This is a genomic window from Bacteroides sp. ET71, assembly GCF_023336905.1.
Taxonomy (GTDB): domain Bacteria; phylum Bacteroidota; class Bacteroidia; order Bacteroidales; family Bacteroidaceae; genus Bacteroides.
Genome location: NZ_JAMBLS010000022.1, coordinates 1 through 23255 on the forward strand (window position 1 = coordinate 1; position 23255 = coordinate 23255).

Here is a 23255-nt window from a genome sequence, read left to right on the forward strand (position 1 = left end):
TATAAGCAGAAGTGTTTTCTTGCTATATTGTTTGGAATGGCGGTTGTTGTTACATGACCGCCATTTGATGTGTTGAGGCTATGGGAAGTTCTAAAGCTTTCTTTTCCTGACCGGGAATCTGCCAAAATGCTTGCCTGCATGATACGAATATGAAAATAAATTCGTTATTTTGCAGGCAAAGTAGACCAACGAATGGAAGAAGAGAATTTCGACATACGCAACCAACATCCTTTGACCGGGCGTGAACGTGACTTTGAGAACGCCTTGCGTCCATTGCGCTTCGAGGATTTCAGCGGGCAGGACAAGGTGGTGGACAATCTGCGCATCTTTGTCAAAGCGGCCCGGTTGAGGGGAGAGGCACTGGATCATGTGTTGTTGCACGGGCCTCCCGGGCTGGGAAAAACGACGCTGTCAAACATCATAGCCAATGAGCTGGGGGTGGGTTTCAAGGTGACTTCCGGGCCTGTATTGGACAAACCCGGTGACTTGGCAGGTATCCTGACGAGTTTGGAGACGAATGATGTTTTGTTTATCGACGAGATACATCGCTTGTCGCCCGTGGTCGAAGAGTATTTGTATTCGGCCATGGAAGATTATCGGATTGACATCATGATAGACAAGGGGCCTTCGGCACGCAGCATCCAGATAGACTTGAATCCCTTTACACTGGTGGGGGCTACGACGCGCAGCGGGTTGCTGACTGCACCGTTGCGGGCGCGTTTTGGCATCAACCTGCATCTGGAGTATTATGATGACGAGGTGTTGACGGGCATCATCCTGCGTTCGGCGGGCATCCTTGATGTGCCTTGCTCGCGTAAGGCGGCTCAGGAGATTGCCTCGCGCAGCCGGGGAACGCCCCGTATAGCCAATGCCTTGCTGCGCCGCGTGCGTGATTTCGCTCAGGTGAAGGGGTCGGGCAGTATTGATACGGAGATTGCTATCTTTGCCCTTGAAGCCTTGAACATCGACCGTTATGGGTTGGATCAGATAGACAATAAGTTGCTGACAACGATTATCGACAAGTTCCGTGGCGGGCCGGTGGGACTGACAACCATCGCTACGGCTTTAGGTGAAGACCCGGGTACGCTGGAAGAGGTTTATGAGCCGTTTCTCATCAAAGAGGGCTTCTTGAAGCGCACTCCCCGAGGACGTGAAGTGACAGAACTGGCTTACCGCCATTTGGGCAAGAACAGGTATGAGGAGCACAGGGATTTGTTCGGTAACTTCTGAACGTATATATATGGATGTGGATATTTGGTTGGCTTAAATGGAAATTAGTGGCACACAGATGACGCAGGTGGAACAGATTTACACCGTTCTTTCTAATCTGTCTGTTAGAGCTTGTCGTTTAAAAAATCGCTCTCTTTGTCATGTTGAGCGAAGCGGAGTCGAAACTTCTCCTGAATACTTTTATCGCATCGGGAGATTCTTCACTTCGTTCAGAATGGCGGTGCAAATGAATATTTAAACAAGTTCTTAAAATCTGCGGTCATCTGCTCTATCAGCGTCATCTGTGTGCCATCGTGATAAATTATCAGTTATTTGCTTAGATAATAAAAAATTATGGCTGGTTTGAAATCGCTGGCAAAAGATACTGCCGTGTATGGCCTGAGCAGTATCGTAGGCCGTTTCTTGAACTATTTGTTGGTGCCTGTCTATACGTTGGCACTGCCGGCACAAACGGGTGGATATGGCGTGGTGACCAATATCTATGCTTGGGTCGCGCTGGTGTTGGTACTGTTGACTTGCGGTATGGAGACGGGCTTCTTCCGTTTTGCCAATCGTGAGGGAGAGGAGCCGATGCGTGTCTATTCTACCACTTTGTTGGCTGTGGGCGGTGGCGCGCTGGTTTTCCTGGTTTTGGGATTGGGATTCTTGCATCCCATTGCCGGTTGGTTGGGATATGCCGAGCATCCTTGGTATGTGGGTATGATGATGCTCGTCGTGGCCATGGATGCGGTGCAGAGCATTCCTTTTGCTTATTTGCGTTACCAACGGAGGCCCTTTCGGTTTGCCGCCCTGAAGTTGCTGTTCATTCTTCTGAATATTTTGCTTAACTTGGTATATTATGTAGTGTTGGACGGCGACGACGTGGCTTATGCCTTTTTGTTCAACCTGGTGTGTACGTCGACAGTGATGATTTGCATGTGGCCTGAGCTTCATGGCTTCCGCTACGTTTTGGATCGTGCTTTGCTGCGACGCATGCTGGGCTACTGCCTGCCTCTGTTGGTGCTGGGCCTGGCCGGCATATTGAACCAAGTGGCCGATAAGATTATTTTCCCTTATGTTTACCCTGACCCGGAGGCTGCCCCCGTGCAACTGGGTATCTATGGCGCTGCTGCCAAGATAGCCATGATTATGGCCATGCTGACACAGGCTTTCCGTTATGCCTACGAGCCTTTCGTTTTCGGGAAAAGCCGTGATAAAGACAATCGCGAGGTTTATGCTCAGGCCATGAAATTTTTCATCATCTTCACCTTGCTGGCTTTCCTGGCTGTTATGTTCTACCTGGATGTGCTTAAATACCTCATTGGTCCGGATTATTGGGAGGGGTTGCGCGTGGTGCCCATCGTTATGGCTGCCGAAATATTCATGGGAATTTATTTTAATTTGTCGTTTTGGTATAAACTGATAGATCAGACCCGCTGGGGGGCCTGGTTCTCGTTGGCGGGCTGCGTGGTGTTGGTGGCCGTCAATGTTCTGCTGGTACCGCGTTACGGCTACATGGCCTGTGCCTGGGGTGGCTTTGCCGGCTACGGGGTGGCCATGCTGCTGTCTTATTTCGTGGGGCAGCGGAAGTATCCTATCCGTTATGACCTGAAATCTATCGGTGGCTATGTCCTGCTGGCCGCCGTGCTGTATGCGGCGGGCGAGTATCTGCCGGTGGACAATGTGGTGTGGCGTCTGGTTTGGCGCACATTCCTGTTGCTGCTCTTTATGGCATTTGTGATGAAGCGTGACCTGCCATTGTCGCAGTGGCCGGTGATAGGAAGCCATTTCAGGAAAAAGTCCGGCCGGGAATAGCTTGATGTACAGAAATCAAATAAATCATATATGAAGTTGAGGAAAACGTTGGTGGTTTTGTCTTGTCTGTTGTTGGCCGTAGGAAGTCGGGCCGACGAAGGCATGTGGATGCTGGGCAACCTGAACAAAGAAACGCGCCGCACCATGAAAGAGCTGGGCTTGCAGTTGTCGGCCAAGCAATTGTATCACCCTCGCCGTCCCTCGTTGAAGGATGCCGTGGTCAGTTTTGGCGGTTTCTGTTCGGGTGTTGTCGTGAGCCACGAGGGGTTGGTGCTGACTAATCATCATTGTGGCTTTAGCAGTATCCGTCAACGCAGCACCATGGAGCATAATTACCTGAGAGACGGTTTCGTGGCGCATAACCGGGACGAAGAAATTCCTTGCCCTGAGCTGTTCGTCCGTTTCTTGATTCGGCAAGAGAATGTGACCCGCCGCGTGCTTTCTGTTGTGAAACCCGGCATGGATGAGGCTGAGCGTTCATTGGCTATTGATTCTGTGATGTGGACTATCGGGCGTGAGGTGATGATGCATGATTCGACCACGGTAGGTGCTGTCGATGCCTATTATGGCGGCAATGAGTTTTGGTTATCTGTCTATCGGGATTATTACGACGTAAGACTGGTGTTTGCACCGCCTTCGTCGGTCGGTAAGTTCGGCTGGGAAGAAGATAATTGGGAGTGGCCGCGTCATACAGGAGATTTCAGTGTCTTCCGTATCTATGCCAATCAGGAAAACTTGCCTGCCGAGTATTCGGCCGATAACGTGCCTTATCGGCCTGCCTATGTCGCTCCCATTTCGTTGGGCGGTTATCGCGAAGGTTCGTTTTGCATGACATTGGGCTATCCGGGTACGACAGAACGATATTTGTCTTCTTTTGGAATTGAAGAGATGATGCTGGGGGCCAACCAGGCACAGATAGATGTGCGTGGCGTGAAGCAGGCTATCTGGAAGCGTGAAATGGAGCGTAATGACAGTATCCGTCTGATGTATGCTTCTAAATATGACGAGAGCTCGAACTATTGGAAAAACAGCATTGGAATGAACCAGGCCATCCGTCGCCTGCATGTGTTGGATAAGAAAAGAGCGATGGAAAAGGAACTGCGCCGTTGGATAGAAAATACGCCACGCGAGCGCAAAAAATTGTCTACTCTTTTTACGGATTTGGAAACAAATTATAAGGAACGGAGAGAGGCTGACCGGGCGAACGCTTATTTTACGGAGGCTTTTTTCAATGCTCCTGAACTGGTACAGTTGGCACTTTCCATCCTGAATTTCGATTTCGAGGGAGAACGTGATGCCGTAGTAGCCGGTCTGGAGAACATCGTGGAGCAGTATGCCAATTTGGACGTGGATATTGATAAAGAGGTGTTCGCTTCCATGATAGACGTTTATCGTGCGCGGGTGGATTCGACCTATTGGCCTGTGTTCTTCCAAGAGATTGACACATTGTATGGAGGCAACTCGCGTGCTTATGTGGACACGCTTTATGCCCGTTCGGATTTGACTTCGCCCCGAGGGTTGAAACGTTTCTTAGAGCGGGACACTACTTATCATATTTACGAAGACCCGGCCATTACGTTGAGTATCGATTTGTTGGCACAGCTTTTTGAAATGAATTATCAAGTCCGTGAACCTTCGCGCGAAATCAGGCGGGGTGAACGTCTGCTCAATGCAGCCGTACGGCGTATGTATGATGAGCGCAATTTTTATCCCGATGCCAATTCTACCCTTCGCCTCAGTTTCGGCACCGTAAGTGGCTACCGTCCTCAAGATGGAGTCGAGTATGATTACTATACTACCGTGCGGGGGATATTGGAAAAGGTAAAGTCGCATGCCGGTGATACCGATTTTGCTCTTCAGCCCGACTTGTTGAAACTGTTTTTGTCCGGTCACTTCGGACGCTATGCTGATAAAGATGGGCAGATGAGGGTATGTTTTATTTCTAATAATGACATTACCGGTGGCAACTCTGGCAGTGCAATGTTCAATGAACACGGTGAACTGTTGGGGTTGGCTTTCGACGGTAACTGGGAGGCAATGAGTGGAGATATCTGCTACGAACCTCAGTTACAGCGGACAATCGGAGTGGACATCCGCTATGTCCTTTTCATTATTGAGAAATATGCACATGCCTCCCATTTGATTCATGAACTGCTTTTATCCGACTGAAGTAAATTTTCTTACATGAAGCAGGTTGGTGTACACTCTTAATCTCACCTCGTAACAAAGCAGAAAAGCATGCGGAGAGCTTGGATTCTTTGTCTCGAAAGGGTGTTGGTAGCGTTAAAATATCCTATAATAACAGATTTTATGCAATACTTTGTTTGACATATATGAATTAATAGGTTAAATTTGTCGCGTTTTTAGATGCTGTATATGCCGTTTCCTCATGCCTGGCAAGTATTGCACACTATAAGCATTTGTTAAGAGGAAATGTCAAAGAGTGAAAAACAAAAGTTCCTATATTTATTTATTAATTAATTTCATTATCTTATTTGTTATGGAAACAAAAAACAAAAAAAAGAACGTGGGCTTCAGAGGTATTAAGTCTGCGTGGATTGTAATCGTTTGCTGCTTCATCGTAGCCGTTTTGATTTACACTCAGGTGTTGGGTAACCCTGCCAACTTTATGAACAACGACCCGAACAACCACCCGCTGCCCGGTAACTTCCTGGGAACTATCTATAAAGGTGGTGTGATCGTGCCTGTGATCCAGACTCTGTTGCTGACAGTTATCGCTTTGTCTATCGAGCGTTTCTTCGCTATCCGTGCCGCTTTCGGTCATGGCTCTTTGGCTAAGTTCGTTGCCAACATCAAGGTGGCTTTGGCTAACAACGATATGGTTCAGGCTCAGGCTCTGTGCGACAAACAACGTGGTTCTGTAGCTAATGTTGTAGGTGCAACTCTGCAGAAATATTCTGAAATGGAAAACAATACCGTGCTGTCGAAAGACCAGAAGCAATTGGCTATCCAGCAGGAATTGGAAGAAGCTACTGCATTGGAATTGCCTATGATGCAGGAAAATCTGCCTATCATTGGTACTATCACTACGCTGGGTACGTTGATGGGTCTGCTCGGTACGGTTATCGGTATGATTCGTTCATTCGCTGCCTTGGCTGCCGGTGGCTCTGCTGACTCTATGGCTCTGTCACAAGGTATTTCTGAGGCCTTGATCAATACGGCCTTCGGTATCTTGACTGGTGCATTGGCTGTAATTGCTTATAACTACTACACGAATAAGATTGATAAACTGACATTCGCTCTCGACGAAGTAGGCTTCTCTATCGTACAGACATTTGCCGCTACGCATAAGTAAATTGTAAAGGAGAGGCCGGAAGACGCATCTTTTGCTGTGTCTTTCGCCGACTTCCAGTCTTAGTTTCTCATTTTTTAATTTACAATTATGGGTAGAGTCAAAATCAAAAAGAAAAGCACATTCATCGACATGACCGCGATGAGTGACGTGACAGTATTGTTGCTGACATTCTTCATGTTGACTTCTACATTCGTTAAACCGGAACCCGTCAAGGTCAATGTGCCGGGCTCTGTGTCCGAAATCAAGATTCCTGAAACCAATATTCTTCAGATCTTGATTGCACAGGATGGAAAAGTCTTCATGAGCCTGGATAAACAGGGCGACCTGGAGCAACTGCTGGGTGCCATGGGACAGGAATATGGAGTGCAATTCTCGGCTGAGGAGACTAAGAAATTCATGGTGGCAAGCACTTTCGGTGTGCCCATGAAGAATATGAAAGCCTTCCTTGCCCAGCCGGAAGAAAAGCAAAGCGAATTGTTGAAGAGTGCCGATGCGGGTATTCCCACTGATAGCTTGGACAACCAGTTCAAGGCGTGGGTACGCAATGCACGGGCTATCAATAAAGATTTGCGAATCGCCATTAAAGCGGATGCCACCACTCCTTATTCAGTTATTAAAGATGTTATGAACTCTCTTCAGGATCTTCGCGAAAACAGGTATAACCTGATCACTACGCTGAAGACAACTTCTGAAGAATAAATTGGAAAGGATCGAATATGGCAGAAATACAAGAAAGTGGCGGTAAGAAGAGCAACAGCAAACAGAAAAAGATGACCGTCCGCGTGGACTTTACGCCGATGGTGGACATGAACATGTTGCTGATAACCTTCTTCATGCTGTGTACTACGCTGAGTAAGCCTCAGACAATGGAAATAAGCATGCCGAGTAACGACAAGAATATCACCGATGAGCAGCGTTCGAAAGTAAAGGCTTCGCAAGCCATTACGCTCTTGCTGGCGGGTGAAGACAAGTTGTATTACTATGAGGGGGAACCTGATTACAAGGACTTCAACTCGTTGAAGCAAACTTCGTATCAGGCTGATGGCCTCCGTGCCATGCTTCTCCGTCGTAATCGCGTTGCTGTGCAGAAGGTGAATGAATTGAAGCAACAAAAAGCTGATTTGAAAATATCGGAAGATGATTACAAGAAACAACTCTCTGATATCAAAAGCGGTGATGATACGCCTACGGTTATCATCAAAGCCCAGGGAGAGGCTTCTTATAAGAATCTGATCGATGCGCTGGATGAAATGCAGATTTGTAATATCGGTAAGTATGTAATCGCTGACATGGCTGATGGTGACGAGTTCCTTATTAAGAATTTCGAGAGCCAAGGTGCCTATGGTGCGGAGAATCTTGCCCAATAATGTGTAACACCTAAAGAAGTAGATTATGGCAAAAATAGATTTGACCTCTCGCGAATGGTGTGACCTCATTTTTGAAGGCAGAAATAAGGAATACGGTGCGTATAAGATGCGTGCCCGTGCACCGAGACGTTTGACGTTCTCCGTCATATTGGTTGTTGTGATTGCATTGGTTGGGTTCTCCATCCCGAAGTTGATTACGATGGTTACTCCTGAGAAGAAGGAGGTTATGACCGAAGTAACTACACTTTCTCAGTTGGAAGAACCTGAAGTGAAACAAGAAGAAGTACAGAAAGTACAGCCTGTGGCTCCTCCTCCTCCTGCATTGAAGAGCTCCATCAAGTTTACGGCTCCTGTCATCAAGAAAGATGAGGAAGTGGCTGATGAAGATGAGATGAAGAGCCAGGAAGAACTGACGGAAAGTAAAGTGACTATCTCTATTGCGGACGTGAAAGGTACTGACGAAGAAGGCGGCGTGGATATTGCTGACCTGAAGCAAGTGGTTACTGAAGCTCCCGTGGAAGAGGAAGTGTTTGATATGGTGGAACAAGCTCCACAGTTCCCCGGTGGTCCTGCTGAATTGATGGCTTATCTGAGCAAGAATATCCGTTATCCGGTTATTGCACAGGAAAATGGTATTTCGGGCCGTGTTATCTGTCAATTCGTCGTAGGTTCTGATGGTAGCGTGCGCGACATTAAGGTGATGCGTGGTGTTGACCCCTCCTTGGATAAGGAAGCCGTGCGTGTGATTCAGTCCATGCCGAAGTGGATTCCGGGCCGTCAGAATGGTAAGGCAGTTTCTGTAAGATATACGTTGCCTGTAACGTTCAGATTGCAGTAAATTAGGCGTATGCATATGAAAAGAGGTAGACAGTTTGGACTTTTGTTCCTTGTGTTGGCTGTGTCGTTTGCCGCTTGCAGGCAAGCACCGAAAGACGGACGCACGGATACTTATACGTCTGGGACAGTAGCTATTGCTGCTGATGAGAGTTTTCAACCCATAGTGGAGGAAGAAATCTTTGTCTTCGAGTCCCTTTATCCGTTGGCTGATCTTGTCCCGCACTACGTGACTGAGGTAGAGGCTGTCAACCTCTTACTCAAAGACAGCCTGCGACTGGCCATAACCAGTCGCAGGCTGACACCTGAGGAATTGTATTCTTTCAATAGCCGTAAATTTTTCCCTCAACAGATTAAGATCGCAACGGATGGATTGGCTTTGATTTCCAATCTGAGCAATCCGGACACTTTGATTAGTGTAAGTGCTATCCGTGATATATTGACCGGAACAAAGACCCGATGGAAAGATATTTATCCAAACTCCCGGCTGGGTGATATCCAACTGGTGTTTGATAATAAAAATTCAAGTACGGTGCGGTTTGCCATAGATTCCATTTGTCATGGTAAAGAGCTGGCTGGTAATGTAAGTGCTTTGAAGACAAATAAGGAGGTTATTAATTTCGTAGCAAAGACGCCGGGTGCCATAGGCATTGTTGGTGTGAATTGGCTGAGCGACCGGAATGACAGCACGGGGCTTTCTTTTAATAAGGAAGTGCACGTTATGTCGGTCAGCCACTCCACACAGCCGACGGTACTGAATAGCTTCAAGCCCTACCAGTATTATCTGTACAATGGCGACTATCCGTTGGCGCGTGACTTGTATGTGTTGGTGAATGACCCGCGTAATGGGTTGTGCTGGGGATTTTCGGGCTTCCTCACTTCTTACCGGGGGCAGTTGATTATTCAGAAATCGGGCCTGCTGCCGGCAACGCAAGCGGTGCGGGTGGTGAACGTGAAAGATGAATGAATTGTTTTTTTATAAGAGAGAAATATGAAGATTAAAAGTAGATTTGTGTTGTGCTGCGTAGGTTTACTGTTCGCAGGTATGGTTTCCGCGCAGACGCCGGCTGCCGAGTGGCAGGCTGGTGTGAATCAGGTGAAAGAACTGATTAAAACTGACCCGAAACAGGCGTGGGATATGACCGAGGATTTGGTGAAGGGCAAGAACAAGAAGAATGTCGACTTGATTCTGGCTTTGACGCAGGTGTATCGGGAAGCACAGAAGGATGAGCAAATGAATGAACTTCTTGAAAAGGCCAAGAAGGCTGATAAGCAAGACCCGCGTATCTCTTTGTTGGAAGGTGATATTGCTTTGGACAAGAAAGACGTTGGTAAGGCTTGCCAGTTGTATGAACAGGCTATTTATTTCGATCCCAACTGTTACGAGGCATATTTGAAGTATGCGAGAGCTTATAAGTCGGCCAGCCCGTCTCAAGCTATTGCCAAGTTGCAAGAGCTGAAGCAGATTGCTCCGGATAATTTGGAGGCTGATAAGGCATTGGCAGAGGTCTATTATGCGAATAACCGTTTCGGTGACGCTGTGAAGGCTTATGCTAATTTTATTCACACGGATCTCGCTACTGAGAACGATATCTTGAGCTATGCATTTGCTCTTTTCTTGAATCATGATTTTGAGGCTTCTCTGGAGATTGCACGCAAGGGCTTGGAGCAGAACCCCAATCATACTGCTTTCAACCGCTTGGCCATGTATAACAACATCGACCTGAAGCGTTATGACGAGGCTGCTACTTATGCAGACGTATTCTTCAATAAGCTGAAAGATGTTAACTATTCCGGTCTGGATTATCGTTATTATGGTGCTTTGTTGAATGCACAGCAGAATTACGAGGGTGCCGTGGCTCAGTATGAGAAGGCTTATGAACTGGATTCGGCGTCGGTTGAGCTGTTGCAGCAAATTTCGGATGCGTATGCCAGCAACGATGATTACGAAAAGGCTATCGATGCATATAAGAAGTATTGCGAAGCGTTGCCTGCCGAGGAAAGAACGATGGAGAACACTTTCCAGTTAGGTCGTTTGTATTACAGCGAAGGTACTGCTACGGATACTATCAAGGTTACGCGTGAAATGCGTCAGGCTGCTTTGATTCAGGCTGATACGATTTTCGCTGAAGTAGCTGTGGAAGCTCCTGACAGTTACCTGGGTAACTTCTGGCGTGCGCGCACAAACTCGGCTATCGACCCCGAGACGACGCAAGGTCTGGCTAAGCCTTATTATGAGAAGGTGGTAGAAATGTTGCTGCCGAAGAATGATGCTCGTTATAACCGGGTGATCATTGAGTGCTATAAGTATTTGGGTTATTATTTCCTGTTGCAGAGCGATTATGAGACTTCCAAGGATTATTGGAACAAGATTCTTGCAATCGACCCGAATGACACGTTAGCTAAGACTGCCTTGGAAGGCATTGAAAAGGAAGGACACTAATAGTAAAGCAGGTACTCTTTGTGAAGAAGAGTTTTTAATGGTAAATATGACGGATGAGGGTGCACCGGAACAAGGGTGCACCCTCTTTTTTATGGCGTGGATGGGGCAAGCTGTCCGGATGTGGATGCTGTTGTGTTTAGCCGTGTATGGTATGTAGCCTTTGCCTGTTTTATGCAAAAAAGAGAGTCCGTTGCCATAGGGCGGGGACTCTCTTGGGGTATGTGGTGGGGGAAGGGTTTTACTTCTTTTTCTTCTTAGAGGGTTTGACCCAGCCTTCTTCTTCAAAGTCGGGCTCTTTCCAGCGCGTGTCGTTCTCGTCGTGCTGGAAGAATTGTTTCCAGTCGTCTTTACGGCCGCGCGGGCGTGTGTAGCCCCGTTCTTCCCGGCTGGGTTTATCTTTCTTCTTGCTGCTTTTCTTCGTCTCTTTGGCGGGAGCTTTTTCGCCTTCTTCGCCGGCTATTTCGACGGTCACCTTACGTCCTCTCCAATTGGCGCGTTTCAGTCCCTTCAGGACGCGGGCTGTGGCCTCTTCTTCCACTTCGAAGAAGGAGAAGTTGCGCATCAAGTCGATACGGCCGATTTCCACGTGGCCGCGTACGTTTGAGTTGATAAGCCCGATGAGTTCGTTGGGGAAGAGGTTGTCGTTCTTGCCCAGGTTGATGAAAAAGCGGGTGAAGCCCGGTTCTGCTTGGCGGTTGCCTTCGTTTCCGGCGCCTTTTTTGCCTTTTTTCTCCTTTCTTTCCTTGGGGTCGGTGGCTGTTTCAATGTCTTTACGGTCGCGGTAGTAGTCCGAGAAGCGGTTGAACTCGTGGCTGACCATGCGTTTGATAAGGTCTTCTTTGGAGAGCCAGTCCAGTTTGCGGTAGACGTCGGGCATGAAGTCGGCTATTTCTTCTTCGTTGACCTTTACTTTCTCCAGGTCATCGATGACCTTCAGCAACTGGCGTTCGCAGATTTCCTTGGCTGTGGGCATGCGTCCTGCTTCGAATTTCTTGCCGATGACGCGTTCTATCTCGCGCATGCGTCCTTTCTCGCGCAGGTTGATGATGGCTATGGAGGTGCCTGTCTTTCCGGCTCGTCCGGTGCGCCCGCTGCGGTGTGTGTAGCTCTCCGTGTCTTCCGGCAGGCCGTAGTTGATGACGTGCGTCAGGTCGTCCACGTCCAGTCCGCGTGCGGCTACGTCGGTGGCTACGAGCAGTTGCAGGTTGCGGATGCGGAATTTCTGCATCACGGCGTCGCGTTGCGCCTGGCTCAGTTCGCCGTGCAGCGAGTCGGCGTTATATCCTTCCTGCATCAGTTTGTCGGCTATTTCCTGGGTTTCTTTGCGGGTGCGGCAGAAGATGATGCCGTATATCTGCGGGTTGTAGTCGACGATGCGTTTCAGGGTTTCGTATTTGTCTTTGGCATGTACCACGTAGACGATGTGCTTGACGTTAGCCGTTCCTTCGTTTTTGCGGCCTATGGTGATTTCTTTGGCGTCGTGCAGGTAGTTCTTGGCGATGCGGGCTATTTCGGCGCTCATGGTGGCCGAGAACAGCAGTGTGTTGCGTTCTTGCGGCACTTCGGCCAGGATGGCGTCGATGCTTTCGCTGAATCCCATGTTCAGCATTTCGTCGGCTTCGTCCAACACGACGTTTTGCACCTGTGCCAGCGACACGGTCTTGCGTCGCATCAGGTCGAGCAGGCGTCCGGGTGTGGCGACGATGACGTGTACGCCTTGCTTCAGGGCGCGTATCTGGCTTTCGATGGACGAGCCGCCGTAGACGGGCAGCACGCGCAGGCCGTCGATGTATTTGGAGTAGTCGTTGAGGTCGCCTGCTATTTGCAGGCAGAGTTCACGTGTGGGGCTGAGGATGAGTGCCTGAGGGGCGCGGAGGCTGACGTTGGTCTTTTGCAACAGTGGCAATCCGTAGGCGGCGGTTTTCCCGGTGCCCGTTTGGGCCAGGGCCACGACGTCGTTGTTTTCTCCCAGCAGATAAGGAATCACTTCTTCTTGTACCGGCATGGGCTGCTCGTAGCCCATTTCTTCGATGGCGCGGCGTATCTCCGGCGACACACCGAGCTCTTCAAATGTCTTCATTCAGTCTAATGTATCTCTTGTTTCCGGGTGCAAAGATACGGATTATTGGCGGAATGGCCGCGTGGGTCACGTTATTTCTCTTGGTTGACCAGCAGAATGTCTCGCAGTTGCTCTTGTTCGTCTTTGGTCAGTCCGACGGCTTTCCGCAGGTATTTTCCCACGCTTCCATAGTTTCGTTCTATTTCGTCTTTGGAGGCGTTCAGGAAGGTTTCGCGGGCCGAATAGACGGTGGTGAGTGCTTCTTGCGAGGGTGCGGGCAGTTGGTAGGCATAGCTGGAGGCGGCGGGGATGTTGAAATAGCGGTTGCTCAGGCTGTAGTCGTACAAGATGGACTCTTCGTCCACGCCCAGGGCTGCCAGGATGAGGGCCGAGGCGATGCCGGTGCGTCCCTTGCCTGTGCTGCAATGGATGACGGCAGGGTAGTTCTGACGGTCCAGCAGGACGTCGAACAGTTGCCGGAACTGAGGTGCGTGGTCCAGCACGATTTGGCGGTTGATGCGTTCCACGATGCGGTAGACCGTGTCGCTCTGTATCTTGCGTTTATCTATCCCGTCCAGCAGGTGTGCCAGGTCGCCCGTGTGGATGGGGATGTTGATGCGCTGTAATCCCGCTTGCGGCTTGATGCTGGGGTGGGCCAGCAGTTCGGACGAATCGCGCAGGTCTATCACGGTGCGTATGCCGATGTTGCGCAGTTTGTCGGCGGTGGCGGTCTTGTTGAGGTCTAACTGGGCCGAACGGTAGAGCATGCCCCAACGGATGCGCTTGTGGCAGGAGTAGACGGAATATCCGCCCAGGTCGCGGAAGTTTTGCGTGCCGGGCACGTTGACGCTGCGCGAACTGACCTTCATGCGGTATTTGTTGTTGAACAGCAGCGTGTAGTAGTAGCGCTTCGTGGTGTCGTTGTTCATCACCATGAGGCATTGGCTGGCGATGGGGGCTATGGCCACGGGTTGGCTTTCGGGCACGTTCTCGGGGTCGGTAGAGGCATATACCTTTACTTCGCCGTCGATGGCGGGTTTGGTCTCCCATTTCACGGTGTCGTTGCCCGCGCTGTTTCCTTCGCACACCACAACGATGTGCGGTGTCACCCCGCCACAGGCCGAGAGTATGATTGATAAGAAAAATCCGTTCAGCAGATTCTTGCGCATAGACATAGTCTGGGTAATAATTTACTGGCCGGTGGCCGGTACCTCCCTTGGCGGGCTCCGTCGTTGTGGACAAGAGATTTCTTTCCTTCGGACGGTAGCCTTGCTTCTTTCGGATGACAGGCCGACCTGCCGTCCGGAAGAAGCAGAGCCGGGGTACCCGGGCTGCCGGATTGAGCAAATATATAGCTTTTTTGCTTGTAGCGGTGCGCTCTGGCGGGTGCTTTTAGGCTTCTTTTGAATTAATAAACACTTCCGTTGAAATGTCCGTTAAAGAGCATAAAAAAGGCTCTATGGACCAACGCCTGTCAGGGGCGCGGCGCGTAGCGGTGGGCGGCGGCAAACTGGGGGGAGACGGAGTTGCTGAAGCTGAGGCAGACGTCGGCGGCAAACTCCATGCCGCGGCGCACGATGGCGTCCCACGTGGCCTCGTCGGTTTCGTTCAGGGTCTCCAGGCCGACGTTCTGTTCCAGCAGGCCGAAGATGATGCCGGCGTTGAAGTTGTCGCCCGCGCCGATGGTGCTTACGGGCTGGAGCGGGGTGGCGGGATAGTCCTTGGCGAAGCGTGCCGTGCGCAGGCAGACTTGTCCGCCGCCGCTGGTGCACAGGAAGTTGGGACAGTAGAACTTGATTTTCTCTTTGTACACCCGGTCGGCGTCTGTCAGCCCGTACATGTAGAAGAAATCTTCTTCCGAGCCGCGCACGATGTTCGCATACTCCAGGTTTTCGATGATGGTCGGTGCCAGCTTGATGGCCTCTTCCTTGTGGGGCGCGCGGAAGTTGGGGTCGTAGTAGACGATGGCCCCTGCCGTGCGTGCCCTGTCCAAGAGTTCCAGCACCTTATCGCGCAGCACCGGGTTCAGTGCGTAGTAGGAACCCAGCACCACCACGTCGTCCTTCTTTACCTCGGGGAATGTCACATCCAGCCGTTGGGCGGGATAGTTCTTGTAGAAGATGTATTCCGCATCGCTGTGCTCGTCCAGGAAAGCCAGCGATACGGGCGACTTGCCGTCGGGAAAGACATTGACGTGGTCCGTCGGGATATGGTTCTCCCGCATGAAGCGCAGAATCAGGTTGCCCACGCGGTCATTGCCCGTCTCGCTGATGAAACATACCGGGACGCCCGTGCGCCCCAGCGACACGATTCCGTTGAACACCGACCCTCCGGGCACTGCGGCCGAGGGCTGCTCGTCGCGGAAGATGATGTCGAGGATGGTTTCGCCGATACCGATTACTTTTCGCATAACAGTGATCTTGATTTTTCGCCCAGATAGCCCCCGTGGTGACGTTTGGAGTAGTCTTCGATGGTGAACCCGGTCTGCTTCATCGTTTCCACCACCAGGATGTCGCCGATGACGGTCATCACCGTGGTCGACGTGGTAGGCGTCATGCCCAGGGCACATACCTCGGCCGGATGGCCGGTGGCCAGGCACACGTCGGCCTGCAAGGCCAGCGGGCTGTCGGGGTTGCCCGTGATGACGATAGATTTCAGCCTCGGGTCCAGGTTACGGGCCAGTTGGGTCAGTTCTACAATTTCGCGCGTTTTGCCCGAGTTGGATATGAGCAGCAGCAGGTCGTTCTCCTGCAAGATGCCCAGGTCGCCGTGCTGCGCCTCGCTGGGGTGCAGGAATACGGCAGGGATGCCTGTCGAACAGAACGTAGTGGCTATGTTCATGGCTATCTGTCCGGCCTTGCCCATGCCCGATGTCACCAGTTTGCCTTTCCGGCGGTGCACTTGTTCCACAATCAGTGCCACGGCCTTTTCGTAGGCGTCCGTCACCGGTATATTCAGCACGGCCTGTGCTTCTTTCTTCAACAGCTCTTTGATGTCTGCGGTCATTGTCTCGAGTTTTATTTATTCCGGGTGTCGGCCCCGCAGGGGCGTTCCCTTGGTTACTACCTGCAAATATCTGCAATTTTCCATAAACGGCAATAGCTTTTATTGTATTTTTGCGCGACAAATCATTAACTGTTCTCATGGATACTCAGATAGAAGACATTGCTCCGGGCGTGCACGTGCTGCCCAACGGCCTCCGTCTGTTGCACGAGCCGGTGCGCTCGAGGGTGGCTTATTGTGGATTCGCCATCGACGCCGGCACCCGCGACGAGCGGGACGAAGAGCACGGCATGGCCCATTTCGTCGAACACCTCCTGTTCAAGGGCACCGCCAAGCGGAAGGCCTGGCACATACTGAACCGCATGGAGAACGTGGGAGGCGACCTCAACGCCTACACCAACAAGGAGGAAACGGTGGTCTACTGCGCCTTCCCGGTGGAACACTTCGCGCGGGCGTTCGAGCTGCTGGCCGACATCGTGTTCCACTCCACCTTTCCCCCGCGCGAGATGGAGAAGGAGGCAGAGGTCGTCATCGACGAAATCCGGTCGTACGAGGACACGCCTTCCGAACTGATATACGACGACTTCGAAGACCTCCTCTTCCGGGGCCATCCGCTGGGGCGCAACATCCTCGGCACGCCCGAACGTCTGAAGGCTTTCGCTCCGGCCGACGTGGCCGCCTTCACGGGGCGGCTCTATGTCCCGGCCAACATGGTCTTCTTCGTGCGCGGAGACGTGGACTTCAAGCGGGTGGTCCGCCTGGCCGGCAAACTGCTGGCCGACGTGCCTGCCGGTACGGGCGCGCACGCGAGGCTCGCGCCGCCGCCCTACGTGCCCGAACGCCGCACCTTGCACCGGGACACGCACCAGGCCCACGTCATGGTGGGCGGGCGCGGATACGACGCCTACGACAAGCGGCGCACCGCGCTCTACCTGCTGAACAACCTGTTGGGCGGCCCCGGCATGAACAGCCGCCTGAACGTGGCCTTGCGCGAGCGGCGCGGATTGGTCTACACGGTGGAGTCCAACCTGACGTCGTACACCGACACGGGCGCGTTCGCCATCTACTTCGGCTGCGACCCCGCCGACGTGGATACCTGCCTGCGCCTGACCCGCCAAGAACTGCGACGGCTGCGCGACAGGCAACTGACCACGCTCCAGTTCGAAGCCGCCCGCAAGCAGTTGCTCGGGCAAATCATCGTCGCCTCGGACAACAACGAGAACAACGCCCTCGGCATGGCCAAGACCTTCCTGCACTACAACCGCTACGAGACCCTGTCCGAACTGTTCCGCCGCATCGAGGCCCTGACGCCCGCCCAACTGCTGGACGTGGCGGGCGACGTGCTGGCCGAAGAGCGGCTCTCCGTGCTGGTCTACGATTGAATCCCCTCCGGCGGCCTGCCGGAAACGGCTTTTTGCAACCTGTTCAGGATGAACGGCTTGCTTCTTCCGAACAAGAGCCGCGCCCCGTCCGAACACGAAGCGCGCTTCGTCCGGACAAGAGGCGCGGCTCTTCCGCACGCGGGCCGGCGGCCTGTCTCCGGCGACGCCGGGCGGCACGGCGGGGCAGAGGCGGCGGAAAACTAATTTTTGTGAAATCCGCTCCCGCCGCTTGCTACTTTCTTTTTTATGCTTACATTTGCTACAGTTTAATCAAAAAGACAAGAAAAAGCGTTTTAGCATTATCCAGCGTCCAGGAAATCCCCAATTTCAACAGACGACGACACCGGATAATACAAAGACGCTCCACGGACTATATCCTCATCTACTGCATGAAAATATAGGCGTGGGGCTTTATGTATTACCACGTTTGTTGTCAAGTATGGGGATACTTCTGGGCGGGTGATACTAAAGTTCCCCACGCTTAACTCTTACTATCTCATCTTAAAAAGGCTTGGGAGGAACAGCCGCCGGAGGCCGAAACGATGCGGACATTCATCACACATTCCTTTCCGACAGGCCGGGGAAACCGCTGCGGTCCGTCTTGTCCCCAGCAAATTACATGCCGACAGATTCCCTGATTTCTTATAACCTAACCCTGACCAGTATGAAAAATGAAGTTCAATCCCCCCGTGTCGGAAGAGACGAGGCACGGGGGAAGACGGCAGAATCGGAAAAGAAAGACGCCACGACGCTGCACCCGGTCGTCCGGCGCGACAACCTGCGCGAATGCTACGCCCGCCTGGAGCGGATGGAAAAGAAGTTGGACGCCGTACTGACACTGCTGGCGGGAGGGTGACATTTTGACGGAATATCTGCCGCAATGCTTGACAATAGATGTCCTTCAAGGAAGAAAACTTGGCCGACGGAGACCGTTTGAACGATTTTTGTAAGCAACAGATGAACCTACTATTAACACGGAAAAAAGGAGGAAAAGCAATGGAAACGACTGAAAAGAAATACATCGGAATCCTGACGTCCGGGGGCGACGCCTCGGGCATGAACGCGGCCATTCGCGCCGTGACGCGCAGCGCCATCTACAATGGCTTCGGAGTGAAAGGCATCTACCGGGGCTACGAAGGCCTGATAGCCGGCGAAGTGAGGGAACTGACCACGCAAGACGTCAGCGGCATTATCTGTCGCGGCGGAACCATCCTGAAGACAGCACGCTCCGAAGCCTTCACCACCCCCGAGGGCAGGAAGAAGGCTTATGAGACGCTCGTGCGCGAGCACATCTCGGCGCTCATCGTCATCGGCGGCGACGGCTCTCTGGCCGGGGCGCGCGCCTTGGCCGAGGAATACGACGTGGTCTGCATAGGCTTGCCCGGCACCATCGACAACGACCTCTACGGCACGGACAGCACCATCGGCTACGACACTGCGCTGAACACCATCGTGCAGTGCGTCGACAAGATCCGCGATACGGCGACTTCGCACGACCGAATCTTCTTCGTCGAGGTCATGGGACGCGACGCGGGCTTCCTCGCGCAAAACAGCGCCATCGCCTCCGGAGCCGAGGCGGCCATCATTCCCGAAGACCGCACCGACGCCGACCAATTGGAACAGTTCATCAGCCGGGGATTCCGCAAAACGAAGAACAGCAGCATCGTCATCGTTTCGGAAAGCCCGAAGGACGGAGGGGCGATGCACTATGCCGAACGGGTACGCAAGGAGTACCCGGGTTACGAAGTGCGCGTCTCTATCTTGGGGCACTTGCAACGCGGCGGCGCGCCCAGCGCTTACGACCGCATCTTGGCCAGCCGTCTCGGCGTGGGAGCCATCGAGGCCCTGATGGAAGGACAGCGCAACGTCATGGTCGGCATACACAACGACGAGGTGGTTTACGTCCCCTTCGTGCAAGCCATCAAGGACGACAAACCGTTGGACAAAAGCCTGATTCGCGTGCTCAACGAGCTTTCTATCTGACCGCCGGGTCCTGCTCCAACCTGCGCATGCTGAACTCGCAGCCGCAATACTGCTGGTTGTAGAATCGGTATTCGCGGAGCAACTGGTTTCGCCGTTCCTGCAGCCCGCCCTTGCGCCAGTTCTGTTCCCAAAAGAGGGTGCCGGGGTGGCGCGCGGCGGCGGCCCGTCCTGCTTCGTTGATTTGGTCGAGGCTCTTCCAGCGCGAAGAGGCAAGGGTGGTGGTGAACAGGCGGAAGCCGTGCTCGGCGGCATAGGCGGCCGTGGCCTCCAGACGCAGCGTGAAGCAGCGCAGGCAGCGGCGGCCGCGTTCGGGCTCGTCCTCCAGACCCTGCATGGCGGACAGCCACCGGGCGTGGTCGTAGTCGGCGTCCACAAAGTCCAGGCCCTGGCCGGTGACGAAGCGGATGGCCTCCTGTTTGCGCGTTTCGTATTCCTCGCGCGGATAGATGTTGGGGTTGCAGTAAAAGACGGTGGGGCGTATGCCGTTGGCCAGCATACACTCTACTATGGCGGAAGAACAGGGGGCACAGCACGAATGCAACAGCACGTGCCTGTCCCCGTTGGGTGTTTGTAGGGACAACATGAGCGTCGGATGCTTGATAAACCCTGCAAAGATACGCAACAATCCGCTTCCCTGTTCGCCGGGGCGGGCGGTTTTGTGCGATTTTTGTAGTTTTTCTCCGCAATCTTCCTTACCTTTGGGGGAATGAAACGGGAAGACGGTTTTCTGCTTCCCCTGCCTGATTGTTCATGAATCATCCAACTATATCGTATGAAGAAAATTCTGTTTACGCTGGCTATGGCTGCGGCTCTCCCTCTCTCGGCCCAGCAGAAGCCCGTCTACTTGGACGACAGCAAGCCTATCGAGGAGAGAGTGGAAGATGCGCTGGGACGCATGACGTTAAGGGAAAAGATCGACGTGATTCACGCGCAGTCCAAGTTCAGCAGTGCGGGCGTCCGCCGCTTGGGCATTCCGGAGTTGTGGACAGACGACGGCCCCCACGGCGTTCGTCCGGAAGTGCTGTGGGACGAGTGGGATCAAGCCGGCTGGACCAATGACTCTTGCGTGGCCTTTCCCGCACTGACGTGTTTGTCCGCCACCTGGAACCCCGACATGGCCTTGCTCTACGGCCGGAGCATCGGCGAAGAGGCGCGCTACCGCGAAAAGGACGTGCTCCTGGGCCCCGGGGTGAACATCTACCGCACGCCCCTGAACGGGCGCAACTTCGAATACTTTGGAGAAGATCCTTATCTGACTTCCAGGATGGTGGTGCCTTATGTGCAGGGCGTGCAGAGCAACGGCGTGGCCGTCTGCGTCAAGCACTATGCGCTGAATAACCACGAAGTGAACCGCCACAACACCAACGTCATCGTGGACGACCGCGTGCTCTACGAGATTTACCTGCCCGCCTTCAAGGCCGCCGTGCAAGAGGGAAAGGCTTGGAGCATCATGAGCGCCTACAATCTTTACGAGGGCAAACACTGCGGACAGAATCCCCGCCTGCTGGATGAAATCCTGAAAGGCGAGTGGAGCTTCGACGGCGCGGTCATTTCCGACTGGGGCGGCATACACGATACCGGTCAGGCCATCGCCCACGGCGTCGACCTGGAGTTCGGAAGCTGGACGGACGGACTGAGCAACGGCGCCGCGAATGCTTACGATAACTACTATTTGGCTCTGCCGTACCTGAAGCTCATCCAAGAGGGCCGGGTGACGACGCGGGAGCTGGACGACAAAGTGCGCCGTGTGTTGCGCCTCATGTTCCGGACCAGCATGAACACGCGCAAGCCCTTCGGCTCGATGTGCTCGCCGGAACACTACGCTGCCGCCCGGCAGATTGGCGAGGAGGGCATCGTGCTGCTGAAGAACGAAGGAGACGTCCTCCCCATTAACCTCGAAGCCGTGAAAAAGATTGCTGTCGTCGGCGAGAACGCCGTGAAGATGATGACCGTCGGAGGCGGAAGCTCGTCGCTGAAAGTGCAGCGCGAGATTTCCCCGCTCGAAGGCATCCGCCGGCGCGTGTCCGGACGGGCCGAGGTGGTGTATGCACGCGGCTATGTGGGCGATGCCAGCGGAGAGTACAACGGCGTGGTGACGGGGCAGGACTTGCGCGACGACCGCACGCCCGAAGAACTCATTGCCGAGGCCGTGGAGGCGGCGCGCGACGCCGACTGCGTCTTGTTCATCGGCGGGCTGAACAAGAGCGCGGGCCAGGATTGCGAGGACTCCGACCGCGCCGGGCTGGAACTGCCCTACGGGCAAGACCGCGTGATAGAGGCGCTGGCCCAGGCCAACAAGAATCTGATTGTAGTTAATATCTCGGGCAACGCTGTCGCCATGCCGTGGCTGGACCGGGTACCCGCCGTCGTCCAGGATTGGTACCTCGGGTCGGAAGCAGGCACGTCGCTGGCCGCCGTGTTGGTGGGCGACGTCAATCCCAGCGGACGATTGCCGTTCACCTTCCCCGCAAGGCTGGAGGATGTTCCCGCGCACCAACTGGGCGAATATACCGGCACGCGCACGCAGGACACGGTGAACGTCCGGTATAACGAAGGCATCTTCGTGGGCTACCGCTGGGCGGACAAGCAGAAGAAGACGAAGCCGCTCTTCCCCTTCGGTTATGGATTGAGCTACACCACCTTCGAATACGGCAAGCCCACGGTGGATAACGCGGTGATGACTGCCGACGGCTCGGTGACTGTCCGCGTCCGCGTGAAGAACACCGGCTCGCGCGAGGGCCAGGAGGTCGTCCAACTCTACGTCAGCGACGTGAAGGCTTCGCTGCCCCGTCCGGTGAAGGAATTGAAGGGCTTCCAAAAAGTCCGCTTGGCTCCGGGAGAGGAGAAAGAAGTCGTCTTCACCCTGCGCAAGGATGCCTTGAGTTTCTTCGACGCCGACCAACACCGGTGGGTGGCCGAGCCGGGCAAGTTCGAGGCCATCGTGGCCGCTTCGGCTGCCGATATCAAGGGAAAGGTAGCTTTCGAACTGGAATAAGGTATTGACAGATAGAACGATGCGTTCGGAAAAGCGCGGCTCTGCGGCCGCGCTTTTTTTGTGCTTCGACGGGGCGTTGCTTCTTGTTCGGAATGGGCGCGGCTCTTGTTCGGAATGGGCGCGGCTCTTGTTCGGAACGGGTACGGCTCTTGTCCGGACGGGGCACGGCTATGGTTCGGCGGGGGCGGAAGCGGGGGCGGGGAGAGGGTCGTGGCTGTCGCGCAGCACCAACAGGCTTTCCGGGCCCATGTTGAACAGCAAGTCCACGATGCTCAGGTTGGGCAGGAAGCCCAGCCGCGACTGGAACACCTGGTAGTAGGGGAGGGGATGAAACAGCGGGTCTTCCGTGCGGAAGTCTTTCTTCGGATGAATGCGTTCGCGGAAGTCGTCGGCCCGGGCGGGCGCGGCCTCGTAGGCGGAGGTGCGTTCCATGCGGGGAGAAAGGTCGATGAGCGAGCACACCAAGCGGCAGAGGGCCTCGTTGAAGTCGATGAGGAACTCGTACTTGTGCTCGTAGAACGGGCGAAACTCGTCTTTGTAGTATTCGAAGAACGGCGTGTGGTTGTAGGCCGATTCGAGGGCGTTCCAATGCAGGTGACGCCAGTTGCCGTGGTCGGAGATGCGGATGTCCCTCGTGGAACATTTCGGCGTGTCGGGCTTCACGGTGGGTACAGTCAGTGCCAGCGGGCCGTCGGGCGCGGCAATGGTGCAGCGGTTGCGGTACGTCTGTTTCACGTAGTGCTCGTGCTGCTCCACGCAGGCGCGGTCATAACGGTACAATTTCGCGTAATACTCCACGGGGGCTAAGTAGGCGGTAGATAGCAATACGGTGTTCATGTCAGAGGAGAT

General features: G+C 53.5%; 19 protein-coding genes. 13 read left to right on the forward strand and 6 right to left on the reverse strand.

Features of this window, described 5'->3' with window-relative positions:
* Window positions 1-192: 192 nt before the first annotated feature.
* The 9 genes from ruvB (at window position 193) to M3090_RS11120 (ending at window position 10984) form a co-directional block, all read left to right on the forward strand.
* Window positions 193-1230, forward strand: a complete 1038-nt coding sequence (ruvB, locus tag M3090_RS11080; protein WP_249056237.1) for a Holliday junction branch migration DNA helicase RuvB — start codon at window positions 193-195, stop codon at window positions 1228-1230.
* Window positions 1231-1563: 333 nt separating this feature from the next.
* Window positions 1564-3024 carry a lipopolysaccharide biosynthesis protein gene (locus tag M3090_RS11085; protein ID WP_249056240.1) on the forward strand — a complete coding sequence of 487 codons (1461 nt, stop codon included), beginning with the start codon at window positions 1564-1566 and terminating at the stop codon, window positions 3022-3024.
* A 30-nt stretch (window positions 3025-3054) separates the two neighbouring features.
* Window positions 3055-5193, forward strand: coding sequence for a S46 family peptidase (locus M3090_RS11090; protein WP_249056242.1), 2139 nt, complete (start codon window positions 3055-3057; stop codon window positions 5191-5193).
* A gap of 331 nt (window positions 5194-5524) precedes the next feature.
* Window positions 5525-6340 carry a MotA/TolQ/ExbB proton channel family protein gene (locus M3090_RS11095; protein ID WP_249056245.1) on the forward strand — a complete coding sequence of 272 codons (816 nt, stop codon included), beginning with the start codon at window positions 5525-5527 and terminating at the stop codon, window positions 6338-6340.
* A gap of 87 nt (window positions 6341-6427) precedes the next feature.
* Window positions 6428-7039, forward strand: coding sequence for an ExbD/TolR family protein (locus M3090_RS11100; protein ID WP_249056247.1), 612 nt, complete (start codon window positions 6428-6430; stop codon window positions 7037-7039).
* Window positions 7040-7056: 17 nt separating this feature from the next.
* Entirely contained in the window at window positions 7057-7707 is a 651-nt protein-coding gene (locus M3090_RS11105) for an ExbD/TolR family protein (RefSeq protein WP_249056249.1), read from the forward strand.
* Between the two features lie 25 nt (window positions 7708-7732).
* Window positions 7733-8545, forward strand: coding sequence for an energy transducer TonB (locus tag M3090_RS11110; protein ID WP_249056252.1), 813 nt, complete (start codon window positions 7733-7735; stop codon window positions 8543-8545).
* Window positions 8546-8560: 15 nt separating this feature from the next.
* Entirely contained in the window at window positions 8561-9508 is a 948-nt protein-coding gene (locus tag M3090_RS11115; protein ID WP_249056254.1) for a PstS family phosphate ABC transporter substrate-binding protein, read from the forward strand.
* 24 nt (window positions 9509-9532) lie between these two features.
* Entirely contained in the window at window positions 9533-10984 is a 1452-nt protein-coding gene (locus M3090_RS11120; protein ID WP_249056256.1) for a tetratricopeptide repeat protein, read from the forward strand.
* A 238-nt stretch (window positions 10985-11222) separates the two neighbouring features.
* Here M3090_RS11120 and M3090_RS11125 read toward each other — a convergent pair whose 3' ends face one another.
* The 4 genes from M3090_RS11125 to M3090_RS11140 form a co-directional block, all read right to left on the reverse strand.
* Window positions 11223-13064 carry a DEAD/DEAH box helicase gene (locus M3090_RS11125; RefSeq protein ID WP_249056258.1) on the reverse strand — a complete coding sequence of 614 codons (1842 nt, stop codon included), beginning with the start codon at window positions 13062-13064 and terminating at the stop codon, window positions 11223-11225.
* A 71-nt stretch (window positions 13065-13135) separates the two neighbouring features.
* The gene (locus M3090_RS11130; protein WP_249056259.1) at window positions 13136-14212 is read right to left on the reverse strand and encodes a tyrosine-protein phosphatase; all 1077 of its coding nucleotides are present in this window, start codon (window positions 14210-14212) and stop codon (window positions 13136-13138) included.
* 305 nt (window positions 14213-14517) lie between these two features.
* Entirely contained in the window at window positions 14518-15453 is a 936-nt protein-coding gene (locus M3090_RS11135) for a carbohydrate kinase family protein (protein WP_249056262.1), read from the reverse strand.
* Complete coding sequence (locus M3090_RS11140; RefSeq protein WP_249056263.1) at window positions 15441-16049, reverse strand: SIS domain-containing protein; 609 nt, start codon at window positions 16047-16049, stop codon at window positions 15441-15443. Before M3090_RS11140 ends, M3090_RS11135 begins: the two co-directional genes overlap by 13 nt.
* A 137-nt stretch (window positions 16050-16186) precedes the next feature.
* Here M3090_RS11140 and M3090_RS11145 point away from each other — a divergent pair, with 137 nt between their 5' ends.
* The 3 genes from M3090_RS11145 (at window position 16187) to pfkA (ending at window position 19411) form a co-directional block, all read left to right on the forward strand.
* Window positions 16187-17428 carry a M16 family metallopeptidase gene (locus M3090_RS11145; protein WP_249056265.1) on the forward strand — a complete coding sequence of 414 codons (1242 nt, stop codon included), beginning with the start codon at window positions 16187-16189 and terminating at the stop codon, window positions 17426-17428.
* A 664-nt stretch (window positions 17429-18092) separates the two neighbouring features.
* Window positions 18093-18284, forward strand: a complete 192-nt coding sequence (locus M3090_RS11150; protein WP_249056267.1) for a hypothetical protein — start codon at window positions 18093-18095, stop codon at window positions 18282-18284.
* Between the two features lie 140 nt (window positions 18285-18424).
* Window positions 18425-19411 carry a 6-phosphofructokinase gene (gene pfkA / locus M3090_RS11155; RefSeq protein ID WP_249056269.1) on the forward strand — a complete coding sequence of 329 codons (987 nt, stop codon included), beginning with the start codon at window positions 18425-18427 and terminating at the stop codon, window positions 19409-19411.
* Here pfkA and M3090_RS11160 read toward each other — a convergent pair.
* Window positions 19404-19994 carry an epoxyqueuosine reductase QueH gene (locus M3090_RS11160; protein WP_249056270.1) on the reverse strand — a complete coding sequence of 197 codons (591 nt, stop codon included), beginning with the start codon at window positions 19992-19994 and terminating at the stop codon, window positions 19404-19406. The two genes, pfkA and M3090_RS11160, sit on opposite strands and share 8 nt — an antisense overlap.
* A gap of 189 nt (window positions 19995-20183) precedes the next feature.
* On the opposite strand from M3090_RS11160, the gene M3090_RS11165 reads away from it, so the two are divergent.
* Entirely contained in the window at window positions 20184-22406 is a 2223-nt protein-coding gene (locus M3090_RS11165) for a glycoside hydrolase family 3 C-terminal domain-containing protein (protein ID WP_249056272.1), read from the forward strand.
* 168 nt (window positions 22407-22574) lie between these two features.
* On the opposite strand, the gene M3090_RS11170 is transcribed toward M3090_RS11165, so the two are convergent.
* Window positions 22575-23243, reverse strand: a complete 669-nt coding sequence (locus tag M3090_RS11170) for a WbqC family protein (protein WP_249056273.1) — start codon at window positions 23241-23243, stop codon at window positions 22575-22577.
* Window positions 23244-23255: the final 12 nt, after the last annotated feature.

Coding starts and splice junctions, on each gene's coding strand:
- M3090_RS11140 (WP_249056263.1), bottom strand. CDS start 16,049: ATGACCGCAGACATCAAAGAGCTGTTGAAGAAAGAAGCACAGGCCGTG.
- M3090_RS11170 (WP_249056273.1), bottom strand. CDS start 23,243: ATGAACACCGTATTGCTATCTACCGCCTACTTAGCCCCCGTGGAGTAT.
- M3090_RS11105 (WP_249056249.1), top strand. CDS start 7,057: ATGGCAGAAATACAAGAAAGTGGCGGTAAGAAGAGCAACAGCAAACAG.
- M3090_RS11130 (WP_249056259.1), bottom strand. CDS start 14,212: ATGCGCAAGAATCTGCTGAACGGATTTTTCTTATCAATCATACTCTCG.
- M3090_RS11095 (WP_249056245.1), top strand. CDS start 5,525: ATGGAAACAAAAAACAAAAAAAAGAACGTGGGCTTCAGAGGTATTAAG.
- M3090_RS11135 (WP_249056262.1), bottom strand. CDS start 15,453: ATGCGAAAAGTAATCGGTATCGGCGAAACCATCCTCGACATCATCTTC.
- M3090_RS11125 (WP_249056258.1), bottom strand. CDS start 13,064: ATGAAGACATTTGAAGAGCTCGGTGTGTCGCCGGAGATACGCCGCGCC.
- pfkA (WP_249056269.1), top strand. CDS start 18,425: ATGGAAACGACTGAAAAGAAATACATCGGAATCCTGACGTCCGGGGGC.
- ruvB (WP_249056237.1), top strand. CDS start 193: ATGGAAGAAGAGAATTTCGACATACGCAACCAACATCCTTTGACCGGG.
- M3090_RS11160 (WP_249056270.1), bottom strand. CDS start 19,994: ATGTTGTCCCTACAAACACCCAACGGGGACAGGCACGTGCTGTTGCAT.
- M3090_RS11165 (WP_249056272.1), top strand. CDS start 20,184: ATGAAGAAAATTCTGTTTACGCTGGCTATGGCTGCGGCTCTCCCTCTC.
- M3090_RS11150 (WP_249056267.1), top strand. CDS start 18,093: ATGAAAAATGAAGTTCAATCCCCCCGTGTCGGAAGAGACGAGGCACGG.
- M3090_RS11100 (WP_249056247.1), top strand. CDS start 6,428: ATGGGTAGAGTCAAAATCAAAAAGAAAAGCACATTCATCGACATGACC.
- M3090_RS11090 (WP_249056242.1), top strand. CDS start 3,055: ATGAAGTTGAGGAAAACGTTGGTGGTTTTGTCTTGTCTGTTGTTGGCC.
- M3090_RS11115 (WP_249056254.1), top strand. CDS start 8,561: ATGAAAAGAGGTAGACAGTTTGGACTTTTGTTCCTTGTGTTGGCTGTG.
- M3090_RS11110 (WP_249056252.1), top strand. CDS start 7,733: ATGGCAAAAATAGATTTGACCTCTCGCGAATGGTGTGACCTCATTTTT.
- M3090_RS11085 (WP_249056240.1), top strand. CDS start 1,564: ATGGCTGGTTTGAAATCGCTGGCAAAAGATACTGCCGTGTATGGCCTG.
- M3090_RS11120 (WP_249056256.1), top strand. CDS start 9,533: ATGAAGATTAAAAGTAGATTTGTGTTGTGCTGCGTAGGTTTACTGTTC.
- M3090_RS11145 (WP_249056265.1), top strand. CDS start 16,187: ATGGATACTCAGATAGAAGACATTGCTCCGGGCGTGCACGTGCTGCCC.